General features: G+C 32.9%; 18 protein-coding genes. 4 read left to right on the top strand and 14 right to left on the bottom strand.

The window, feature by feature from the left end; all coding sequences use genetic code 11:
* The 8 genes from D3P13_RS02080 to D3P13_RS02045 all read right to left on the bottom strand — a co-directional run bounded on the left by D3P13_RS02080 (position 1) and on the right by D3P13_RS02045 (position 6,789).
* Positions 1-699, bottom strand: a complete 699-nt coding sequence (locus D3P13_RS02080; RefSeq protein WP_117879638.1) for a hypothetical protein — start codon at positions 697-699, stop codon at positions 1-3.
* Between the two features lie 11 nt (positions 700-710).
* Positions 711-1,391 carry a LipL32 family surface lipoprotein gene (locus D3P13_RS02075; protein ID WP_117879637.1) on the bottom strand — a complete coding sequence of 227 codons (681 nt, stop codon included), beginning with the start codon at positions 1,389-1,391 and terminating at the stop codon, positions 711-713.
* Between the two features lie 248 nt (positions 1,392-1,639).
* Positions 1,640-2,131 carry a DUF1206 domain-containing protein gene (locus D3P13_RS02070; protein ID WP_117879636.1) on the bottom strand — a complete coding sequence of 164 codons (492 nt, stop codon included), beginning with the start codon at positions 2,129-2,131 and terminating at the stop codon, positions 1,640-1,642.
* Positions 2,132-2,133: 2 nt separating this feature from the next.
* Positions 2,134-2,490: a hypothetical protein gene (locus D3P13_RS02065; RefSeq protein ID WP_117879635.1), complete on the bottom strand. Its 357-nt coding sequence runs from the start codon at positions 2,488-2,490 to the stop codon at positions 2,134-2,136.
* A 137-nt stretch (positions 2,491-2,627) separates the two neighbouring features.
* The gene (locus D3P13_RS02060) at positions 2,628-3,362 is read right to left on the bottom strand and encodes a LytR/AlgR family response regulator transcription factor (protein WP_117879634.1); all 735 of its coding nucleotides are present in this window, start codon (positions 3,360-3,362) and stop codon (positions 2,628-2,630) included.
* Positions 3,355-5,052 carry a histidine kinase gene (locus D3P13_RS02055; RefSeq protein WP_117879633.1) on the bottom strand — a complete coding sequence of 566 codons (1,698 nt, stop codon included), beginning with the start codon at positions 5,050-5,052 and terminating at the stop codon, positions 3,355-3,357. Before D3P13_RS02055 ends, D3P13_RS02060 begins: the two co-directional genes overlap by 8 nt.
* 111 nt (positions 5,053-5,163) lie before the next feature.
* Positions 5,164-5,778 carry a hypothetical protein gene (locus D3P13_RS02050; RefSeq protein ID WP_117879632.1) on the bottom strand — a complete coding sequence of 205 codons (615 nt, stop codon included), beginning with the start codon at positions 5,776-5,778 and terminating at the stop codon, positions 5,164-5,166.
* A 507-nt stretch (positions 5,779-6,285) separates the two neighbouring features.
* On the bottom strand, positions 6,286-6,789 hold the full coding sequence (locus tag D3P13_RS02045; RefSeq protein WP_117879631.1) for a DUF456 domain-containing protein: 504 nt from the start codon (positions 6,787-6,789) through the stop codon (positions 6,286-6,288).
* A gap of 121 nt (positions 6,790-6,910) precedes the next feature.
* On the opposite strand from D3P13_RS02045, the gene D3P13_RS02040 reads away from it, so the two are divergent.
* The 4 genes from D3P13_RS02040 to D3P13_RS02025 all read left to right on the top strand — a co-directional run bounded on the left by D3P13_RS02040 (position 6,911) and on the right by D3P13_RS02025 (position 10,644).
* Positions 6,911-7,288 (top strand): BlaI/MecI/CopY family transcriptional regulator, encoded by a 378-nt coding sequence (locus D3P13_RS02040; RefSeq protein WP_117879630.1) that lies wholly within the window; start codon positions 6,911-6,913, stop codon positions 7,286-7,288.
* 60 nt (positions 7,289-7,348) lie between these two features.
* On the top strand, positions 7,349-8,800 hold the full coding sequence (locus D3P13_RS02035; RefSeq protein ID WP_117879629.1) for a M56 family metallopeptidase: 1,452 nt from the start codon (positions 7,349-7,351) through the stop codon (positions 8,798-8,800).
* A gap of 13 nt (positions 8,801-8,813) precedes the next feature.
* A complete protein-coding gene (locus D3P13_RS02030) occupies positions 8,814-10,067 on the top strand; it encodes a tetratricopeptide repeat protein (protein WP_117879628.1) in 1,254 nt (417 codons plus the stop codon).
* 91 nt (positions 10,068-10,158) lie between these two features.
* Complete coding sequence (locus D3P13_RS02025) at positions 10,159-10,644, top strand: hypothetical protein (RefSeq protein ID WP_117879627.1); 486 nt, start codon at positions 10,159-10,161, stop codon at positions 10,642-10,644.
* 406 nt (positions 10,645-11,050) lie between these two features.
* Here the strand turns inward: D3P13_RS02025 and D3P13_RS02020 are convergent, their stop codons facing one another.
* The 6 genes from D3P13_RS02020 to D3P13_RS01995 form a co-directional block, all read right to left on the bottom strand.
* Positions 11,051-11,791: a Bax inhibitor-1/YccA family protein gene (locus D3P13_RS02020; protein WP_117879626.1), complete on the bottom strand. Its 741-nt coding sequence runs from the start codon at positions 11,789-11,791 to the stop codon at positions 11,051-11,053.
* Between the two features lie 3 nt (positions 11,792-11,794).
* Positions 11,795-12,922, bottom strand: a complete 1,128-nt coding sequence (locus D3P13_RS02015; protein ID WP_117879625.1) for a glycosyltransferase family 2 protein — start codon at positions 12,920-12,922, stop codon at positions 11,795-11,797.
* Positions 12,919-13,872, bottom strand: a complete 954-nt coding sequence (locus D3P13_RS02010; RefSeq protein WP_117879624.1) for a lysylphosphatidylglycerol synthase transmembrane domain-containing protein — start codon at positions 13,870-13,872, stop codon at positions 12,919-12,921. The genes D3P13_RS02015 and D3P13_RS02010 overlap by 4 nt, the downstream gene beginning before the upstream one ends.
* 95 nt (positions 13,873-13,967) lie before the next feature.
* Positions 13,968-16,619: a GH92 family glycosyl hydrolase gene (locus D3P13_RS02005; protein ID WP_117879623.1), complete on the bottom strand. Its 2,652-nt coding sequence runs from the start codon at positions 16,617-16,619 to the stop codon at positions 13,968-13,970.
* Positions 16,620-16,631: 12 nt separating this feature from the next.
* Positions 16,632-17,759, bottom strand: a complete 1,128-nt coding sequence (locus tag D3P13_RS02000) for a glycoside hydrolase family 38 C-terminal domain-containing protein (RefSeq protein ID WP_117879622.1) — start codon at positions 17,757-17,759, stop codon at positions 16,632-16,634.
* Positions 17,760-17,768: 9 nt separating this feature from the next.
* A complete protein-coding gene (locus tag D3P13_RS01995) occupies positions 17,769-20,033 on the bottom strand; it encodes a glycoside hydrolase family 38 N-terminal domain-containing protein (RefSeq protein WP_117879621.1) in 2,265 nt (754 codons plus the stop codon).
* Positions 20,034-20,059 lie beyond the last annotated feature (26 nt).

Here is a 20,059-nt window from a genome sequence, read left to right as displayed (position 1 = left end):
TTATAATCCAATTTTTAAATGATGGTACTTTTCTCCTAACATACGTTTAAAGTGTAAGCCTATTAAGTTTTGCTTAACTAAATCTTTGTTGTACTCAGTACTCATCGCATTGGGTATGCCTTGTCCAACAACTTCTGTTATATAATCTTTTAGGATTAGAACAATTGGTTCACCTTTCATTGTAAAAGTCAGCTGGTATTCATTATGAACTCCAGCACCAAACTTCTTCTCTGTTTTTGCTGACTCAATTTGAGAAATTGTAGCACCGTTAATTTTATCTTTAGTAAAGAGTGTATGACTATCAATTTTATCCTCAAAATAAGTGAGAAAATGAAGGTCATCACCACTCAAAACAAAGTAACACATTGCATCTTCTCTGGTATACCTGGCTTTTACACCAACTAACCTCCAAGCTGCGGATTTTGCAACGTCTGTTGCAAGTGCTTTTGCTTTGTCTCCTAAAGAATTTGGAATTCGGCCTGCTGAAAAAGCATCAATAGGAGCGTTTTTCATTTCATTCTTTAAAAATGAGAATTTCCCATTTAATAGTTCTTTGAAATATATAGAGGTATTCTCTTTTTGATTTATAACATTAAAATCCTTCGTTACGTTGGCCGTTTTCTTTTGTTGCATAAAATACCAACCAAAGGAAAAAGCACAAAGCACGATTACCAATATTATTGTTCCTATTGTTCCCATAAATTTAAAAATTATTTCATTTGAGCTTTTAACTCTTCAATAGTTTTTGCCATAACAACTCCTGGTAATTTTATTGGAGAACCAATTTGAGCTAAAAATGTACCTTTTACTTCACCTTTTTTATAAGTAGTAAAACCGATTCTATATAAACCTGTTGTCAATGCTCCTGTAGGATCACCTACTTTACTTTTATATCTTAATAATGAGTTATAAGAGTTTCCACTTGGCTGTTTATATATTTCACTAGTATCATCATTACTAGCTAACTTATGCCAAGATGCTGTTTTGTATGTGTCAACTTTATCTTTAGAAATAATATCAGATCGCTCTAAAGTAATATAGGTATCAAAGAAATCTTTAGAAGATGCATTAGCATCATAAGTAGCTCCTTTTATAGGGTTTTTTACTTTTACTTTATTAGCTGGAGAGATCATTCTAAGTCCCAATTCAGGTGCTACAGCAGGAATCCATACATAGATGTAATAGAATTTTTTACCATCTCTAACTTCATCTTCAGTATCTACAGCGGCATGGCCTAAATAACTTACGACATCGGTATAAGGAACTTTTTTTGTAACTGGGCCTACCTTCTTTTCAATAGAACTACCAAAAGATTTTAGTTTTTGTGCACTTGCAGTGTTAACGGTGAAAGCTGCAATGGCAACTAGTAAACTGATTTTTAATGTTTTCATTTTTAAAATTTAAATTGATTAATTATTTATTGTGATTATTTGTATTCACTTGGCTAAAATAAAAGAACTTTGGAGCTTAATAGTGAAGCGATGTTTATTCGCGGCGGTTTGATTGATATTCGTTTTTTTTATTGTTTTGAAATAAAAAAAACCTAATTCAACAGTGTTGGAATTAGGTCCATTTAATGTTTTTGTTCGTATGTCTTATTAAACAGTAAAGCTCTTTTTATACTATATCGAAATAATTGTTATTCTCTATTGGTAATATTTGTACATACTTTTTCTAAATAGGTTTTAAAGTCAATATATTTCGAATCAGAGTCAAAGTTTTCTGCAAAAAATTCAAATCTATTTTTGCTATCCTCGCTATATAAAATAACGGACTCTCCATCATCTTTATCATCCTTTACCCATAATTCGTTAATAGTACTGTAATTTAATAGTACAGTGTTAGACGAACCTTTTGGAAAACTCATTGAAGTTTCGCCTAAACTTATTGGTTTTTGATTTTGGTTAGACTTTGAAGCTTTAACAAATTTATAAAATCCATAAGCAATAAATAGTACTCCAAGGATTCCTGGTACATAATAACTAATAGGATAGTCTAAGACCATATTACCTCTATACGAAAAACTTACTTTTTCAATAAAGGCATATATTGCTACTGCAATAAAAACAACAGCAGGTGTGAAAATCCAAATTGAAAATTTTTCTTTATAATTGAAGGTTTTAGTGTTCATGGTTAGTTGTTTTGAATTTCTAATAAATAGTTTTCTACTTCGTTAGCTACTTTATTTTGTGAGCCAGAAATAATAGCGTGGATAAGCATCGCTACAATACCACGTTGAGTTAGCGTATTGATATAGGTGCTTGGTGCAATAGGTCTTATATCAACAATGTTATTTTCTTTTAATACTACTTTTGCACCTGCCGTACCACTTTCTTTTATAACAATACATTGTTTCCTTGCCGTTAACATTACTTGTCCGTCATCAAACCATTGGTCTTGTTGTATAGAGCAATCCATTGAAGTTTTAGTCATTAAAAACTGTTTGATATTTTCAAGTGAATTGTATTCTGGTTGTAACTTACGTTTCATTTGTTATTGATTTTAAATTCAATACCAAAACTAATAACGAACTAAGTTTAAATAAAGTGCAAATGTATATTTGCAATGATTATTTTAGTATTTGTTTAAGATGGATTTACATTTGATTAATCAAATGAAATACTTATTTATTCTCCAAGTAATTTAGAAACAAACTCTTCTTTTCTTCGTGAAGCTACAGGTACTTTTACTCCTGATTTTAAATAAATATAACCTGTTTTGTCATATTTATCGATAAAATTTAAATTAACAACATATGATTGATGTGTTCTGATAAAATTTGAAGTAGGTAACTGTCCTTCAAATTCTTTTATAGGTTTAGAGGCGATATATGATTTGCCGTCAGAAAGGTAAAATGTAGTATAACCTTTGTCTGATTGGCAATATACCAATGCATCAAATTCAATAACTTGATAGCCTTCTTGTAGTCTTAAAACTAATTTGGTTTTAGTATTGTCTATCAATTGACTTTTAACAACTTCTAATTGCTCTTTCTGAGTGACCACTTCAGTCGTTATAGCTTTATCAATAGCGGCTTCGAGCTCATCAATATCTACAGGTTTTAAAATATAATCAACTGCTCCATTTTTTATAGCTTGCAGTGCATATTGCTCATAAGCTGTAATGAAAATAACTTTAAATGAGAGTTCCGTAGTTTGATCTAAGAAGTCAAAAGCATTGCCATCTGTTAAGTTAATATCTAAAAAAATAAGATCCGGTTTGCAAGCTTTAGTTACGGTAACTGCATCTTTAACCGATTCACATTCACCAATAATTTCTATGTCTTTATTAAGACTTTCTACCATAGAAATTAAACCTTTCCTAATATATAATTCGTCTTCTACTATAAGGGCTTTAAGCATCTTTATTAATTTTATAAGGTAATATTAGGGTAACTAGCGTCCCTTTTTCGTTAAATTGTTGTCGGTCTTGCACATGAACACCAGATTCCATTTTAAATTCTCTTGATATGATTTTTAAACGCTCTGAGGTAATTTTTGTTGCTAAAGATTTCTTTTTACTGTTCGTTTTATTAATGTCAGAATCTACTCCAACACCGTTATCACTTATAATACATGTTAATTTATTATCTTTAAATAGAATGTCTACGTCGATTTTAGCATTTGTAAAATCTTTTTTAAAGCCATGTTCAATGGCATTTTCAACAAAGGGTTGAATTAACATAGGTGGAATAAGTATGTTTTGAGACGGCAATTTATTTTTAAATGTTAAGGTGTAAGTAAACTGATTCTGACTTCTCATATTTTGTAAGTCTGCATAGTGTTGCACAGCATTTAATTCATCTTCAAGTTGGACTAATTTTTCTCTAGAATTTTCTAAAATTAATCGTAACAATTTTGAGAATTTAGAAAGGTAACTAACTGCTTTTCTATCTTCTTTATTTAAAATCATACCCTGAAGAACAGACAGTGAATTGAAAATGAAATGTGGTGTCATTTGCGATCGTAATAGTTTTTGTTCTACTAATACATTTTCATGAGCAGCCATTATATTTCTGTATTTGTAAATAAAAAGCGTAGTAAGTAACCCTATAATTAATAATAATGATATAACGGCACCCCATAACATTTGACGTTGCGATAATTGTAACTGATCATCAATAACTTTTACTTTTTTTGTTAATGATACTTTACTGCTATTTGCACTTTCTAGAGCTTGTAATTTTTCATTTACTTTCTGATTGAAAATATCTTGGTTAATTTTTTCTATTTCGTCTAACGTAAACATTGCTTTCTCAATGTTGTTTTGTTTTTTAAAAAGTTCAAAATAATTGTTATAAACAGCCTTTCTTGCGATTAAACTGTTGCCTTTTTGTAATGATCTCACGGCGGAATCTAAAAGAATTTCAGCTTGTTTCCATTGCTTCAAATTTATATAAATATTAGCCATGTTTGATAGATTGATACTTGTGTTTTTACCTGTACTGTTATCTAAGGATATTGATTTTTTTAGATACTTAAGAGCTTCATCCCATTTCTCAATTCCCATAAGGGTTAACGCATAATTATTGGTAAATAGAGACAGTTCTCTATAAGGTTTGTGTGTAATTTTATTATAAACATCATATGCATCTTTAAACTGTTGGGTGTGATAGAGCATCATACCCCATTTAAAACATAACTTCTGATATTCTAATGAATCTTGTGTTCTAAATACAGTACTTGCCTCTTCACAAAATTTAACGCCTATTTCATATCTACCTAAATCAATTACGTTTTCGGCTTTTAAGTTCAGGGCTCTCACTAAATTTGTGGTATCTTTTTGAACTAAACAAATGTTTTTCATTCTTTCGGCATAAACAAGTCCATTAGAGTATTGGCCCGTTCTGCCATATGATTTTGTTAAATAAAAAAGTTCATCTAAATTGAGTTCTCGTTTTTCATCTTCAGAGCTTAAAATATCTATAACTTCTTGATATTCTCTATCTTTAAAGAGTTGAGGTAGGTCTTTTATTTCTTCACTCTGACTAAAAGTCGAGGTTATTGTAAAAAACAATAGTAAGCGTGTGAATATGTGTTTTGTTTTGCCCATTAATAGTTAAAAATAAACATATTTATTTTAGTTAACGATTAATTTCGTTTACTGTTGTTAAATAAGACTGCTTTGATTTTTATTATTCTTTTTACTTTCAGATTTTCAGTATTATTTTATAAAAGACTCTTGTTCAATAGTACTTTTTTGATAGGCTCTGTACGCAAAGTAAATAAAACCACAAGTAACAACACTCCCTAACAGCAGTGCATTTGTTGACCCTAAATATTCTGAAATTTGCAACATTATTTTTTTTAAGCCTCTTCTGCTCCCAGAAACTTGAACATTTTCACCCGCTTCAAGTTGCTTGGCAGACATAAATAAAGCAAATGTTAATAGAGCGGGTATTAAGGTGTAGATGGCTGGTTTTATCCATGCTCTAGTGCGAATTTTAATATCGATTTTCTTTAAGTTTATCTTTGAAAGGATAGTATCTAAAACTTCATTATACTGTTGTAATGTAGTAAGATGTAATAGACACATTTCCTTTTTATCATTTTCTTTAAAGTAAACTTGATAGGCTAATTCATCTTCATATAAAACAATTTTTTCTATGTTTTTATAGTCAATGAGATGTCGAGTATCTAAAATTCCTTTTTTAGTGTTGAATTTTTCTAAAAAAGCATCTTTCGTTTTATAATCTTCATCAGTAACTTTTATATAGTCTTCTGAAATTAAAATATTCTTTATATAAGTGGCATTCGTATTTATAATAAATGTATCCATGAATTGTCATTTTGAAGCAATAAAAGTAGATTAAAAATGACAACAACAAATAGAGAAACGATATTCGTGTAGTTCTAATTTATATCCGTTAAAGGAAGTGTTTTATTAGCACAATCTGATAAAATGGAAGTTTTTTGATTAAAACTCTTTGAATCTTACTGGTAATTTAATAGTTCCCTTTGACGATGTGTTAACTTAAAATGAAGTATTATAAGAATTAATAGAAATATATAAGTTGCTTAAATAGAGGTGTTTGTGGTTTAAAATGTTAATTAGTTGAATGTTAAGGTAGGAACTTTTAGTAACGAATTGTTTTATAAGTGTAAGTGAAACATAAAGTAAACTTTTTAAAAGTCCCTAAAAAGAAACATTTGCAGAAATTAATCAACAGAAAAAGAAATATCTCGACGGAGATAAAAAATAATTCAATCCAATTTACATGAAAAAAGACTTTCCATTTAGGGAAGTCTTTTTTGCGTTTATGAAGTGCTAGAGAAGTAAATCTGATTATCCAATTAGTAATGACCAATTGTCATACACTTTACTTATAAAGAAAACCAGAAACACCATACTTATTATAAATTTTACTGTTGTTGAGAAAAGAAAACCTAAAAAAGATCCGAAACTAGCTTTAAGGGCACGTTTAGTATCTGTACTGTCAAAAACCATTTCTCCAATAAAGGCTCCAACAAATGCTCCGATAATAAATCCTAAAGGAATAGGGGAGAATAAACCTATTATCAACCCTATAGTGGTGCCAATTGCACCTGATTTACTTCCACCAAATTTTTTGGTGCCCATTGCGGGAATTATATAATCAAGCACCCAAATAAGTAAAGCAACCCCTAGGGTGATTCCTAAAAACGTCCAGTTCATAGGTATGGCATTTGTTAAATGTAAAACCAATAAGCCCAACCATCCCGTAAGTGGGCCAGGTAATATCGGTAAAAATGAGCCAATTAAGCCTAGTAGCATTAGGCATCCGCCCAGTATAAGTAAAAGTATATCCATTATTAATTTAGTATTTATATGCAATATAGCAATAAGTGTGCTAAAGTTTATAACTAAAAAATTAGTTTAAACTAATTTTTTAGTTATATTTGTCATATGGAAATTAATAAAAGTAAAAAAAATGAAACAATTAACAAAAGCTGAAGAGCAAATTATGCAGATTATGTGGCAATTAAAATTGTGCACAGTAAAAGAAATGATTGAGAAGTTTCCGGAACCAAAACCAGCCTATAATACGGTATCTACCATAGTAAGGATTTTGGAAGATAAAAATTTTGTAGATCATGAAACTTTCGGAAAGGGATATAAGTATTTTCCTTTGGTTAAAAAATCTTCCTATAGTAATCAGAGTTTACACAAATTAATGGATGGTTATTTTGGAGGTTCATTTAAAAGTATGGTATCCTTTTTTGTGGAGAAAAATGATGTGAGTGTAGGTGAGTTGGAGGGAATATTGAAAGAGATTAATAAGTTGGAAGACCAGAAAAAAACTGAGTAATAAAAGTAAGAAAAATAACTTCGGTTCACGGTCTACCGTCTTCCGACTAATATTTTAACCATGCTAGACTACATCATCAAAGTCCTATTATTTCAAACGCTATTTCTAGTAGTGTACGACTTGTTTTTAAAACGAGAGACTTTTTTTCAATGGAACCGCTTTTATTTGATGACAACTTCAGTGTTGGCTTATGTTATTCCGTTGGTAAAAATTGACCTTGTACAAGAAATCATTCCCCAAGAGTATGTGGTACTATTGCCTGAAGTGGTGTTGAATCCTTCTACAGTAATTAAAGAACAATTGGGTCAGCCAATTACATTTTTTTTAGTGTTAAAAGTAATTTTTTGGCTTGGTATTGCCGTTGCCAGTATTTTATTTGCATTAAGGCTTTATAAGTTAGTCAGATTAATAACTACCCATGATAAGGAATTCAAACCTAGTTATTACTTGGTATGGTTACATAATAATAAGGCATTTTCTTTCTTTAACTATATTTTTTTAGGAAAAGAAACCAATAATAAAACGCAAATTATTGAGCATGAATTGGTGCATGTAAAACAAAAGCACAGTTTAGATTTATTGTTTTTTGAATTACAAAAAATTGTGTGTTGGTTTAATCCATATAGTTATTTATACCAAGCACGAATATCTGAATTACACGAATTTATTGCCGATTCAAAAGCGATAAAAACGGAAAATAAGGCTACTTATTTTAACCATTTATTAGCAGAAACTTTTGGAGTCCAAAACATATCATTTATCAATCCATTTTTTAAACATTCATTACTAAAAAAACGAATACTTATGATAAACAAAAGTAAATCAAAACAATTACAGAAGCTCAAGTATGTATTGTTAATCCCAGTATTAGCAGGAATGCTATTGTATACTTCATGTGAGAAATCAGATCCTAGTATTGAAGAACGAATCTCGACAGATGAATTATTAGATTTAGATACAGAAAGTCGAAAATTTATTGAAGAAAGATTGGAAATAATTATTAAGGAATTAGAAGAAATAGATAAAGCTGATAGTGGAAACGATGAAAGAAAAAAAATAACAAAGGAAGCACTTTATCAATATTTACTAAAAATGAGAGAGGAAAACGACAAATCTAATAACCCAATAATAGAAAAACTCTCCGAACAATTGTTAACAGAAGGAGTTCCTTTTGCAATAATTGAAAACTCTCCGATTTTTCCGGATTGTGAAAATGCAGAAGATTCGAAAAAATGCTTACAACAAAGTATTCAAAAATTTGTTGGAAGTAAGTTTAATGTAAATCTTACAAAAAACTTGAGTTTAGAACCAGGTAAAAAGAAGGTGTATGTAGCTTTTAAAATTGATAAAGAAGGTAATGTTACTGAGGTAAGAGCTCGTGGGCCACATGCCGATTTAGAGCGTGAAGCTATACGAGTTGTAAAAAGTCTACCTAAAATGATTCCTGGAGAGTATCAAGGTAAAAAAGTAGCTGTAAAATATACATTACCTATTACTTTAGAGGTAGATTAAAACATTATCTTTTATGTTACATAAATTAGTACTGTCGCTGCTCGTATTTGTATGTATAATTAAAACCGATGCTCAAACATCGGTTTTGGCCGTTGCTGACGAATTTTTAGAAAAAGGGAATTATCAATTAGCATTAGAGCAATTGAAAACTGAAGAAAATCCTTCAGTTGACGTGCTTAATAAAATTGCAGACATATATCAAAAAACAGGTAACTACACTAATGCAATTAACTACTACAATCAAGTTTATACTTTAAAACCAACGGATAAAGTAAAAGAACAATTGGGTAAGTGTTATCAGTATACTGGTAATTCTAAAAAAGCGATGCAATTGCAAAGTGAGGTTTTAAAAGATAATCCTGATAATTTATTATTACAATACAATTTGGCTAAACTATACAGTGCCAATAGAAAAACAGAAAAGGCCATTGATTTGTTAAATGGGTTGGTGGTAAAAGATCCTGAAAATCCGAATTACCATTATGAATTAGGTGAAGCCTTAGAAAAGATAAAAAAGGACCCTTTGAACCCCTATTTAGAAGCCTTTCGATTAGATACTACGCATATTAAAAGTATGTATCAACTGGCAAAATATTATAATAAAGTTAAGGTGAGAGATTCAGCTGACATATTTATTGATAAAGGGCTGAAAATCGATTCTGAAAATTTGAACTTTTTACAATTAAAAGCCCAAAATCAATTTTTAAAGAAGAAATATGATACTACTATAGTGTATCTAAAGCGATTGGAAGCTTTAAACTTTAAAACCCCATTTGTCAATAAATTATTTGGCTTAAGTTATTTTAAAGTTGATGATTATGAAAACGCCTTGTTGTATTTTAAAAAGGTGATGAAAGTAGATTTTACGGATACGAATACCCTGTTTAATATTGGATTAGTGCATGCAGCTATGAAAGAATATGAAAAGGCTGAAATGAGTTTTTATATGTCCATTGCTTTTCAAAAACCTGATGTTGATAAGAACTATTTTGAATTGGGGAAAGTTCAGTTAGAACAAAAGGAAGTTAAAAAAGCCATAACGTCTTTTCAGAAAGGCTATGAAAATAATCAGAGAAATTATCAACTTTTATTTCAAATAGCAATGCTCTCCGATGATTATTATAAGGATAAAAAAATTGCCTTAAATCATTATAAAAAATATATTGAGAAATTCTCCACCTATGATGAGAAATCAACTTTATATGCAAAATCACGCATTAAAGAGATTAATAAAGTGCTTTTTATGAAAGGAAAAGAAGAGGAGTAGCATTATTTTGCTAAAAAATTGTACTTTCGTCATAATACAAATTTATACTTAAAAGTAAAAAGTTTAAGTGCTTTTATTATAACCATCAGCAATGTTAAGGCGAACCATTAGTTTTCTTTTTTTTATACTTTTATGTACTTCATGCGAGTACTTTTCGTCTAGCTCTTCTTTATCAAAAAGTAACCTAGAAATTGCGGCCAATACCTTCATTGATTTTACAAAAGTAGACACCTATCCTATATTTACGGATTGTGAAAATTATGCCGAAAACGACAATCAAAAAGAATGCTTTCAGACTACCATAACTCAAAAATTAGGAGAGTCGTTGAGTAAGGCTGATATCAAAGTGAAAAAAGCTGTAAATGATACAGCTTGGATAGATATTTTGATTGACAATACGGGTAGAGCAAGTCTAGTGGATGTAATTTCAACCAATGCAATTGACGAGCAAATTCCTAATTTTAGAGAAATTCTTGAGCAGAGTATTGGTCGTTTACCAACAATGAAGCCTGCCGTAAAACAAGCAATTTTAGTCCGTTCTCAATATAGAATGGCTATTGAGGTAAAGACAATTTAGGTATAGTTTTTATGAGTTACAATGTCAGGTTGAACGGAGTCGAAACCTACTTGTATGTTCGGACACTGAGTTCTCTCCCGAATATCTCGGGACGCTCGAACTGACCAAATTATATGATTTTTACTAAGATCGTGTATCTTAAAACCTGATCACCAACTTCTTCATTAAACGTAACACCTCTACATACAACCAAATAAGTGTAACGAGCAAATACCTGATTTTAGTACGATCTCAGTACAGAAAGGCAATTGAAGTTAAGATAATTTAGTTATCATTTTTATAAGTTACTATGTCAGGTTGAGCGGAGTTGAAACCTACTTGTATGTGCGGACACTGAGTTCTCTCCCGAATATCTCGGGACGCTCGAACTGACCAAATTATATGATTTTTACTAAGATCGTGTATCTTAAAACCTGATAGCCAACTTCTTCATTAAACGTAACACCTCTACATACAACCAAATAAGTGTAACGAGCAAGCCCCAAGTGGCAACCCATTCGTAAAATTTGGGTGCTTTACCGAGTTTGCGATCTATAAAATCAAAGTCTAGTAATAATGAGAATGATGCAACAATTGCCGCTATAACATTAAACCCAATAGCGAACCAAGAAGTTCCATAAATGTAAGGTAAGTTAATACCAAATAGATTTAAAATCCAATTGATGATGTAGATGGTCATAATGGTTATAATGGCAGTAATTATAACACTTCTAAACCTTTTGGTAACCACAACTATTTTAGCTTTGTATAACAGTAGCATAATAAGAAATGTTAGTAACGTAACGCTAACGGCTCGCATCGGCATTCCATCAAATTTGGCTTCGGCATAGGCCGAAATGCCACCAAGAAAAAGACCTTTGGATAGAGCATAAAGGGGAGTTGTAACGGGAGACCATTTCTTTTTATAGGAAGTAAGAATACTGAATACAACTGCAGCTATCATTCCTCCATACGTGTAGTACTGAACATCAATTCCTTTGTTGACCAAATCCCAAACATACCAGGTGGTTAATCCCACTAAAAAAATAGAAAAAAGTGATTTTAAAATAACGCCATTCAGGGTCATTTTGGAAGCGGAACTACGTTTGTATTTCCAAATGTACCCGCTAAAAACAGGATTTGATGTGTTGTAATTTAAATTTACCATTATTTATTTTTTAAACGCCCTGTTTTTCCATTGATACCCTTTTTTGAAGGATAGAATGATGACAAACATACTAAAAAAGGGATAGCAGAAACTGTTTAAAATAAATTTTAGAAAATCAAATGATTGCTTAAAGAAATGAAATGCTTTTATGAGCAGCACAAAATCTACAACGAGTTTAAAGGTTATGACAGTGCATAAATTCTGCCAATTCATATACCCTGCTAAAAACAATATGATGGATGAAATCCATAGAAAATTCATTACTAAAACAATAAGGCCTACTAATTTTGTGAACCCACTTTTAACTGAGGTTGTTTTGGCTGCCCAACGAACCCGTTGTGAAATTAACGATTTTATTGAGGGTTGAGGTTTCGTTAAAACAATAGCTTCTTTAGATTTTAGAAAATGCACGTTATTTGGAAATTTGTCTTTCATTTTCTCAAGTAAAAATACATCATCTCCACTAGCAATTTCTTCGTTCCCACTAAATCCATTTACCTCAATAAAAGCTGATTTCTGGTAACAGAGGTTTGCTCCATTACATAAAAACGGTTTTTTTAATCCAAACCCTCCAATTGTAGAAGCTTGTAAACTTAAGAAATCAAACAATTGAAAGTGTTCTAAAAAGGTATTTTCAATCGTATAAGTAACGGGTGCTGCAATTAATTTAGATTCATGAGTTTGTATAAAGGAATCGTAAGTTTGTAACCAAGTTTTTGGCAACATACAATCGGCATCTGTCGTAAGTATCCAATCAAATTGTGCGATGTTAATGGCAGTTTTAATGGCATCTTTTTTTGGTGAAACTGATTTTCTGATATTTTCTAAGACTAGCAGTGGTAAGCTTGGATGCATTGATTTAAAACGCTCAATAAGTTGAACTGAAGTGTCATTAGAAGCATCATTAACCATTAAAATTTCGAAATATTCTTTAGGGTAATTAAGTAAAACCAAACTGTTCAGTAATTCAGTTAGATTCGCTTCTTCGTTCCGGAAAGGAATAATAATAGAGAATTTAGAAATGGGATTAGTAACTTCTTTGACAAAAGGAGATACGTTGTCAAACCCAATGCTTAGAGCAATTATTAAGGCTCCGTAACAAAATAACATGATAATGACTGAGAGTATCATTTTTGTTGATTGGTATTAAAGTTTAGTACAAAATAACTGCCAATCATGGCAGGAAATCCGAAGTTTAAAATCCACATTAACAAAGTTATGGTTACAATAATCAATTCATTTACGCCAACTAAACTAAATACCCATATAGCCACAGAACCTTTTACTAACCAATCTAACAATGCCATACTGGGAACAATAGAGGCCAACAAATACATGCTCGTTATTAACGCCATTGCTGTTGAATAATTGAGGTCAACTCCAAAGACTATCAATAAAAAATAAAACTGATGCGAAAAGAATACATATCTTAAAAAAGAGAAGGTCAACGTTTTTACATGCAAGGTTTTTGGCATTTCTTTTATAAATTGAATTATTTTATCAATATAAAATCCTCTTATTTTTTTTAACCCTTTAATACTACCGCCAATTAAAACAACCAATAATAACGCTAATAGATATCCCGCTTTTCTTAAACGATACAGGTTAATTTCTATATCGAAATTTATCACAACGTATGTTAATCCTAGTATGCCTAATAGCACAGTAATTGCCATTTGACTGCTATTTCCAAGTAGATTTAATAACATTATTTTTCTTCTATTTCCTTTTTTAAAATAAATAGCTTTGGCTCCATATTCACCTATTCTATTTGGGGTGAATAGTGATGCTGTAAGTGAACCTAAACTCTGTCTAAAAGAGTCAAATAAAGAAATATTTTTTATACTTGAAACCAATGTTTTCCACTTAACGATTTCAAAAAACCAGTTACAGATAGTAAATGCCAATAGTATTAAAATGGATTTAGAACTGGTAAAAACACTTTTTTCTAACTGATTGATAAAAGTTTCAATACTAAGTTGGTCGTTATGTAAGGTTTTTTGATAAATAAAATAAAAAGCACCAATAACTATGGTGAGCTTAATTAGAAAAAAAAAGAATTGTTTAGTTTTTTTTTGCAATGCTTCGTACTTTAAAACCTAATTTGTATAAAGAGCAAAAGTAATGATTAATAAACAAGGCTTTTTGTATTCATATGAGCTAATTGATTTATTCTCTAATTATTTTTTACGCCCCAACTTTTATTTGGTTTAGGTCCCATTTCAAAAACTAATTTACCACCGGCTATTAAATCATCATGATGTAATTGACTAGAATTATGGGTTTTACCATTGAACGTTGCCGATTGAATATAAGCATTCTTTTTAGAGTTATTATTTGCAATTATTGTAAAAACCTTACCATTACCTACATTTATAGAAACCTTGTCAAAGACAGGACTACAAAGCTGATATGTAGGGGTTCCTGGTAGTGCAGGGTAAAAGCCTATCGCTCCAAAAACATACCATGATGAAACTTGACCGCAATCATCATTACCTGGTAAACCTCCAACATCATTAAAGAAGTATTTAGCAAGCATATCTCGAACAACTTTTTGAGTTTTCCAAGGTGTACCTAAACTATTATACATGTAAGGTGCATGCATGGAGAATTCGTCACCAACATAATACATATCCTTTTCGAAAAAATCATCAAGGTAGTTTACCAGTTTTTCTTCTCCTCCCATAAAATTGGCTAAACCTGGAATGTCGTGAGGCACTAATAATGTGTGATTTTTATAATATACTTCTGTGTCATGATCTGTGCCTTGTGCCCAAACACTAATACTTTTAGCAAAAGGAGGAAGCCACTCACCATTTAATTTTTTACCACGAACTAAACCAGTTTCTTTGTCTAAAACATTAATGTATCGTTTTGAGCGTTGCATAAATTCATCATGATAATCATCTTTTCCCAAAGCTTTAGCCATTTGGGCAATACAATAATCATCATAAGAAAACTCAAGTGTTCTTGCAACAGGTTCGCCATAAAACCCGAAAACATCGGCAGGTACGTAACCAATTGTATTAAATTCCTCAATACCTACTCGACCTGAAAAACCATGGTTTCCTTTTTCATTAGCGTTTTTTAACATTGCTTCAAATGCTAAATCTGTATCAAAACCTCTTATGCCTTTGACATAAGCATCAGCAATAACAGCATCTGAATGCGTTCCCATCATAATACTGCGATACCATGGGTTAGGCCATTTTGGTAACCAACCACCTTCTTTGTAGGCATTCAACATGCCATTGATAATGTCAGCAGTTTCATCAGGCTTTAAAATTACCCAAAGCGGGTGTAAAGACCTGAAGGTATCCCATAGGGAAAGATCTGTATACATTTGACCCTCATGAACCTGAAAGTCAAACGGACTAAAATATCTACCACCTTCGTTTAAATTGCGAGGGTTTACAAAACATTTGGTTAAGGCAGTATAGAAAATGGCTTTATCATCTTCGGTACCTTCAACCTGAATCATATTTAACTCTTTTTCCCAGACACCAGCAACCTGTGTAACAGCTTTTTTAAAATTGAAATCGGGAAATTCTTCTTCCATATTAGCTCGAGCTTGTGCTATATCAATTAGAGAAGTACCAACCTTCATCTTTACTTTTTCCTGATCCTTAGTATTAAAAGTTACATATACTGCATTTCCATCAGCTCCTTTAAGTGCCATTTGAGGTCCAAGTTTTGGGTCTGGTTTTACGGGTTCCGCACATCTAAATTGCATTTCGGTTGTACTTGAACCGTCATAATACTCTATACGTATATCAATTTTTTTTCCTTTGGTAAGGTTTACCTTGTAACTATTAGTTCCAGTAGCTCTATACATCCATTGGTCTATTACCATTTTACCGTTAATATACATTCGAGTTCCATCTTTTGTTGTTAATTCAAATATATGCTCACCAGTGTACCTTGGTACAAGAGTACAAGTATACTTTGCAGAAAAGAAATCGGCATTAACACCTTCAGCAGGTTCTTTTAACCAATTGTAATTCAATTCAGAATAATTTACTAATACATCGGGCTCTCCTTCTAACTTATCGTTATTATAATATGCTGCTTTAAACCCATTAGGAACCAATTTCGTGCCAACCACATTTGGGAGCAGATCTACATTATATACCTTAAATTTTTTATCAAACTTTGCAACAAAGTGATTTTTAAAATGACCTGCAATAACAGTATACCCCTCAATTTCATTTCTCTCAGGTATCACTTTATAGTTCCCTGGAACATACACGCCATCTATTACTATTGAAGAAGACTTAGATTCTGGAAAAGTAAACTGAAAGAATGCAGTTTTAGAAGCTGCTGTAAATTCGGATTTTATATTGTAATCATCCAATTGTACCGAGTAATAGTGTGGTTTCGCAATCTCAGAATCATGACTAAATTTTGAAGCACGTGTCTCAGCGTCAGTTATAACTTTACCTGTCATTGGCATAATGGACATTGGACCCCAATCACCAACTACAGCTCCGTTTGGGTAACGCGTACCTCGAAATCCTTGAATTTTATTTTGGTCATACCAATAGGGTACTGGAACGGTTATTACCCTATCTGTCCATTTTGCTGTTTGCGGTGTCCAATGTGTTAATGCAGAAGGATTACCTACGATTGGCGATACATATCCCATAGGTTCTTCGACCTCTGTAACTGTAATATCTGCTATACTGGCTGCCGTACCTACTCTTGTATCTACATATTCCAAATACCCATTACTCGACAAACCTTTATCCCCTTCGTTTTCATCACAACTAAAGCAAATACAACTAACTCCAATACAAACTATAAACCTTATCAATCTAAATTTCATCATACTTTTTATTATCTATAACATTTTCAACAATACAAATCGAGTTTCGTAATGCTCTATAAGTAATGGTTTGGTCAACTCCTTAATTTCTTCCCCCAGTACATTTGTCTCAACGGCTTTTACCGCCCCGGTTTGTTCAAGTAATCTTGGAACATCAAGAATGGCATGATCCCCTTCTGTTTCCCGCAGATGAAGGAGCACTCCTTGATCACCAGGTAAAGGCCTAGCACTGACGAGAATTAAATTGGGTAGATCAAAATCCAATAAAGATTTGGAAACCGTACTATTGGCCTTGTTTGATTTACTTGGTGGAATAACCCGAGAAAGCATTGGGACCCTACTTTCCCATCCGAAGCGGGTGGCAAAAGATTTAGAACGATCCTTGGATGATGTCAAATAATACTTCCATTTCATTTCACCTTCTTGACTGGCCTTAAAATTGGTCGTCCAATAATTATTGAGTACCCAAGAATAAATATGTGGGTTTTCAGGTTTGTGCTTATAATAAAATCTACCCGTATTGATATCCCCGAATTGAACTAGCGGAACATCATTAGAGCTGAATAAAATCTGGGCTTCATCGTTTTGAACCGCCGCAAAATTCTGTATTACGTTCCAATCGGCCGATGTACCCTCCAATTGGTTCATACCGGGATTTACAATCCCACCTTGTACATCAAAAGCCAATTGATCATTATCCTTCATACGAAATGGAAGGGCAATGAAAACACCTTCAGGAGCAGTATGCTTTCGTTTGAACATGTCATAGGAGAGTTCTATTCGTTTTGAATTTTTATATAATTTTATTTCAAAATTAACCCCCCTTGAATCTGCACATTCCTCGTTTTTCCCATTGATATGTATACTGCTCCATAACGGGGTTTCCTTTATACCCGAAACCTTTATATCGGATAAACCAGACATTTTCTTTTTTATCGGAACATAAACCGTATCCCTATTCGCATTGGTAAGACGCTCCATCGATTCTCGGTTATCCAGTTGTTCGTATACAAATTCACCTAACTTATACCCACTGCTTAAATCGACCAATTCTTTATTCAATTCCTTATCGAATAAACTAGTTACCACTCCTTTTTTTGAATCAATTTGAATACGATAATATTCATTTTCAAGTATTGGCACTTCAACTTCTTAGTTTTGTTTTTGTAGCTTTTTCCCTTCTTCCAAAACAATTTTGAAAGTTGCATAACCCATTGGGGGAACATTGGGCACCCACAACAGATAATTGCTGCCATCCGCCCTACTTGAAACCCTTTGCACGGCAATTTCATTCTCTTTGGCATCCAATATTTTATATGATTTACCTAATGGTAACAACTGATGGTCTATATAGGCCTTAACCAATCCTGAGCGTTCCCAATTCAACGTGTTGAAAACCGCTATGGTAGGCTCTTTGGCTTTAGGGATGTGTTGTTGAATTAACCCCAAGGCCTTTTCTTGGATTAAACTGGATTCCTTAAATGCCGTCCAAGCATATGCCGATTTTTGTCCCCATTGAATAACGGAATTTTCAATTTGGGGATCCGTTATACTCTCTGCGGCCCCAAAAGTGTGTTCGTCATAAAACAGTAATTCATCATATGCTTTTTCAATATCGCCCGTAATATTTTCCGGTAGTTTTGTTCCCATGAACTGGGCCATAGACAAGAGTCCCATATTTGCGATCATATTTGAATGTACCGTTCTTGCCGTTTTTGTTTCTGTAAAAGCAGAACCAAAACCGTCGGTCCACCAATCGGGCCACGCTTCTTTTTTAACAGGCAAGTCATCACTTTTATTTTTATCCAAGTACACCATGAACTCACTGGCCAAAGAAAGTTTCAATTTGGGCCATTCATACTTTTCATTCCACTCTTTAACAATATCACATGCCTTGGTGGAAGGTGGTGAATTATCGGTAACATATCCTGAAAATTGAAAAGCCGTCCTGTTATGTGGATACCCTTTTTCTTCCAGTCCATCAAGGTATTGGGATAAGTTGGTCCTAAACTGATCTAACTCCCCAGAGGTTAAGCTTAACGCATTGCCATGCATGTAGTGCTCGCTTCTATAAGCCAAGAGACGATTACCTGAGTTAGACTCCCACCAAAAAGAGGTTGGTTTATCAAAAGGAACCTGTGTCCTATGCCCATGCTGTCCCATGGTCAGGTATTTAATGCCTGTATTCTTGTACAGATCGATCATGGCCCAACCTATGCCGTTCACATCATTTTGCATGGCCGTGTTTACATCGATACCCCTTTCCTTAAAATGGTTCAGTGCCTGTGTTTGCATGGCCAAAGCGGTTTCATCTATGATCTCCGAAAAATTGAAGAACATACTGGTCACTTCTATCCGCCCCTCCTTAATTCGTCGTAGCAATCGGTCTATTTGTTCTTTTGGTCTGTTTTTCAAATATTCGCGAACGGTCCAAGCGGCTTCACATGTCCATCGAAATTTGGCTTCATTTGGGTAATCATCAGTTTGATCGCAATAATCAAGGGCATAATCAATAAAACGTAAATGCTCGGTCAAAATCTCGGTCTGTGATCTTGTATAGCCGATGTCGGTGTGGCTATGCTGCACTAAATGAATGGTCCATTCCTTAACAGGTTCAACCCTAAAACCAACTTGCTTCCTCACTTTGCCCATACGAAGTTCCGCGTCAACCTTTGTTGGAGTTGTTACTGCAGGAATAAGTAAATCAATTTCATTAAATCCCGTTTTGATATCAAATTTCTGTGTAAGATCCGAAGTGGTTATTCTTGCCTTGGTAGGTGCTTTCAAATGCACGATTTCAAACCGGACCGTATGGTACAACGAACCCTCTTTTTTAGTCACCGTTTTTAGCTGTTTCGATTTGATGTCTTCACTCAGCACCTTGTCAAAGGTCATAAACCAATCATTGCTGTGATTATCCACACCATCAACCATTAATTCAACAGCATTTCCTGGCGTGAAATAGTTCCTGGAAATAGTTAAGACCGCAGTACCCATTTCATCACGGTTCGTATCTACCATTGAGCGGTTAAATACCAGTTGAGCCCCGTCTTTACCCGATAAGGTCCGTACTTCCTCATTCTTGTTGGGAGAAGAAAATGTCAATACTTTTTCCTTATTTACATAAAGATCAAATTTATTGGAAGGCGTCTTCGCACCAATACCATACAACCATATGAACGATACGGTTTTTTTTGAATAATCATTGGGTACAGCTTCTGTTTTCCAAGTAATAGGAGGTACATCGGCCCGAGCTCTGGTCAAAAGACAATTTTCCCTATAGGAAAAAGGGGAGTGATACGTAAAATCGGTTCCACTGATTTTTTGTTCATAACCCGCCAAATAATTTTCTTGGGCCTGTACCATAGTCGTCAAAATAAATAACAATAACAGTATTGGTAAATGTTTGGTTTTCATCGTATTGATTTTTGATAATTTATAAT

Origin of the sequence: Aureibaculum luteum (genome assembly GCF_003449015.1) — a bacterium.
Classification (GTDB): domain Bacteria; phylum Bacteroidota; class Bacteroidia; order Flavobacteriales; family Flavobacteriaceae; genus Aureibaculum; species Aureibaculum luteum.
This window is presented reverse-complemented; position numbering and strand designations above follow the sequence as displayed.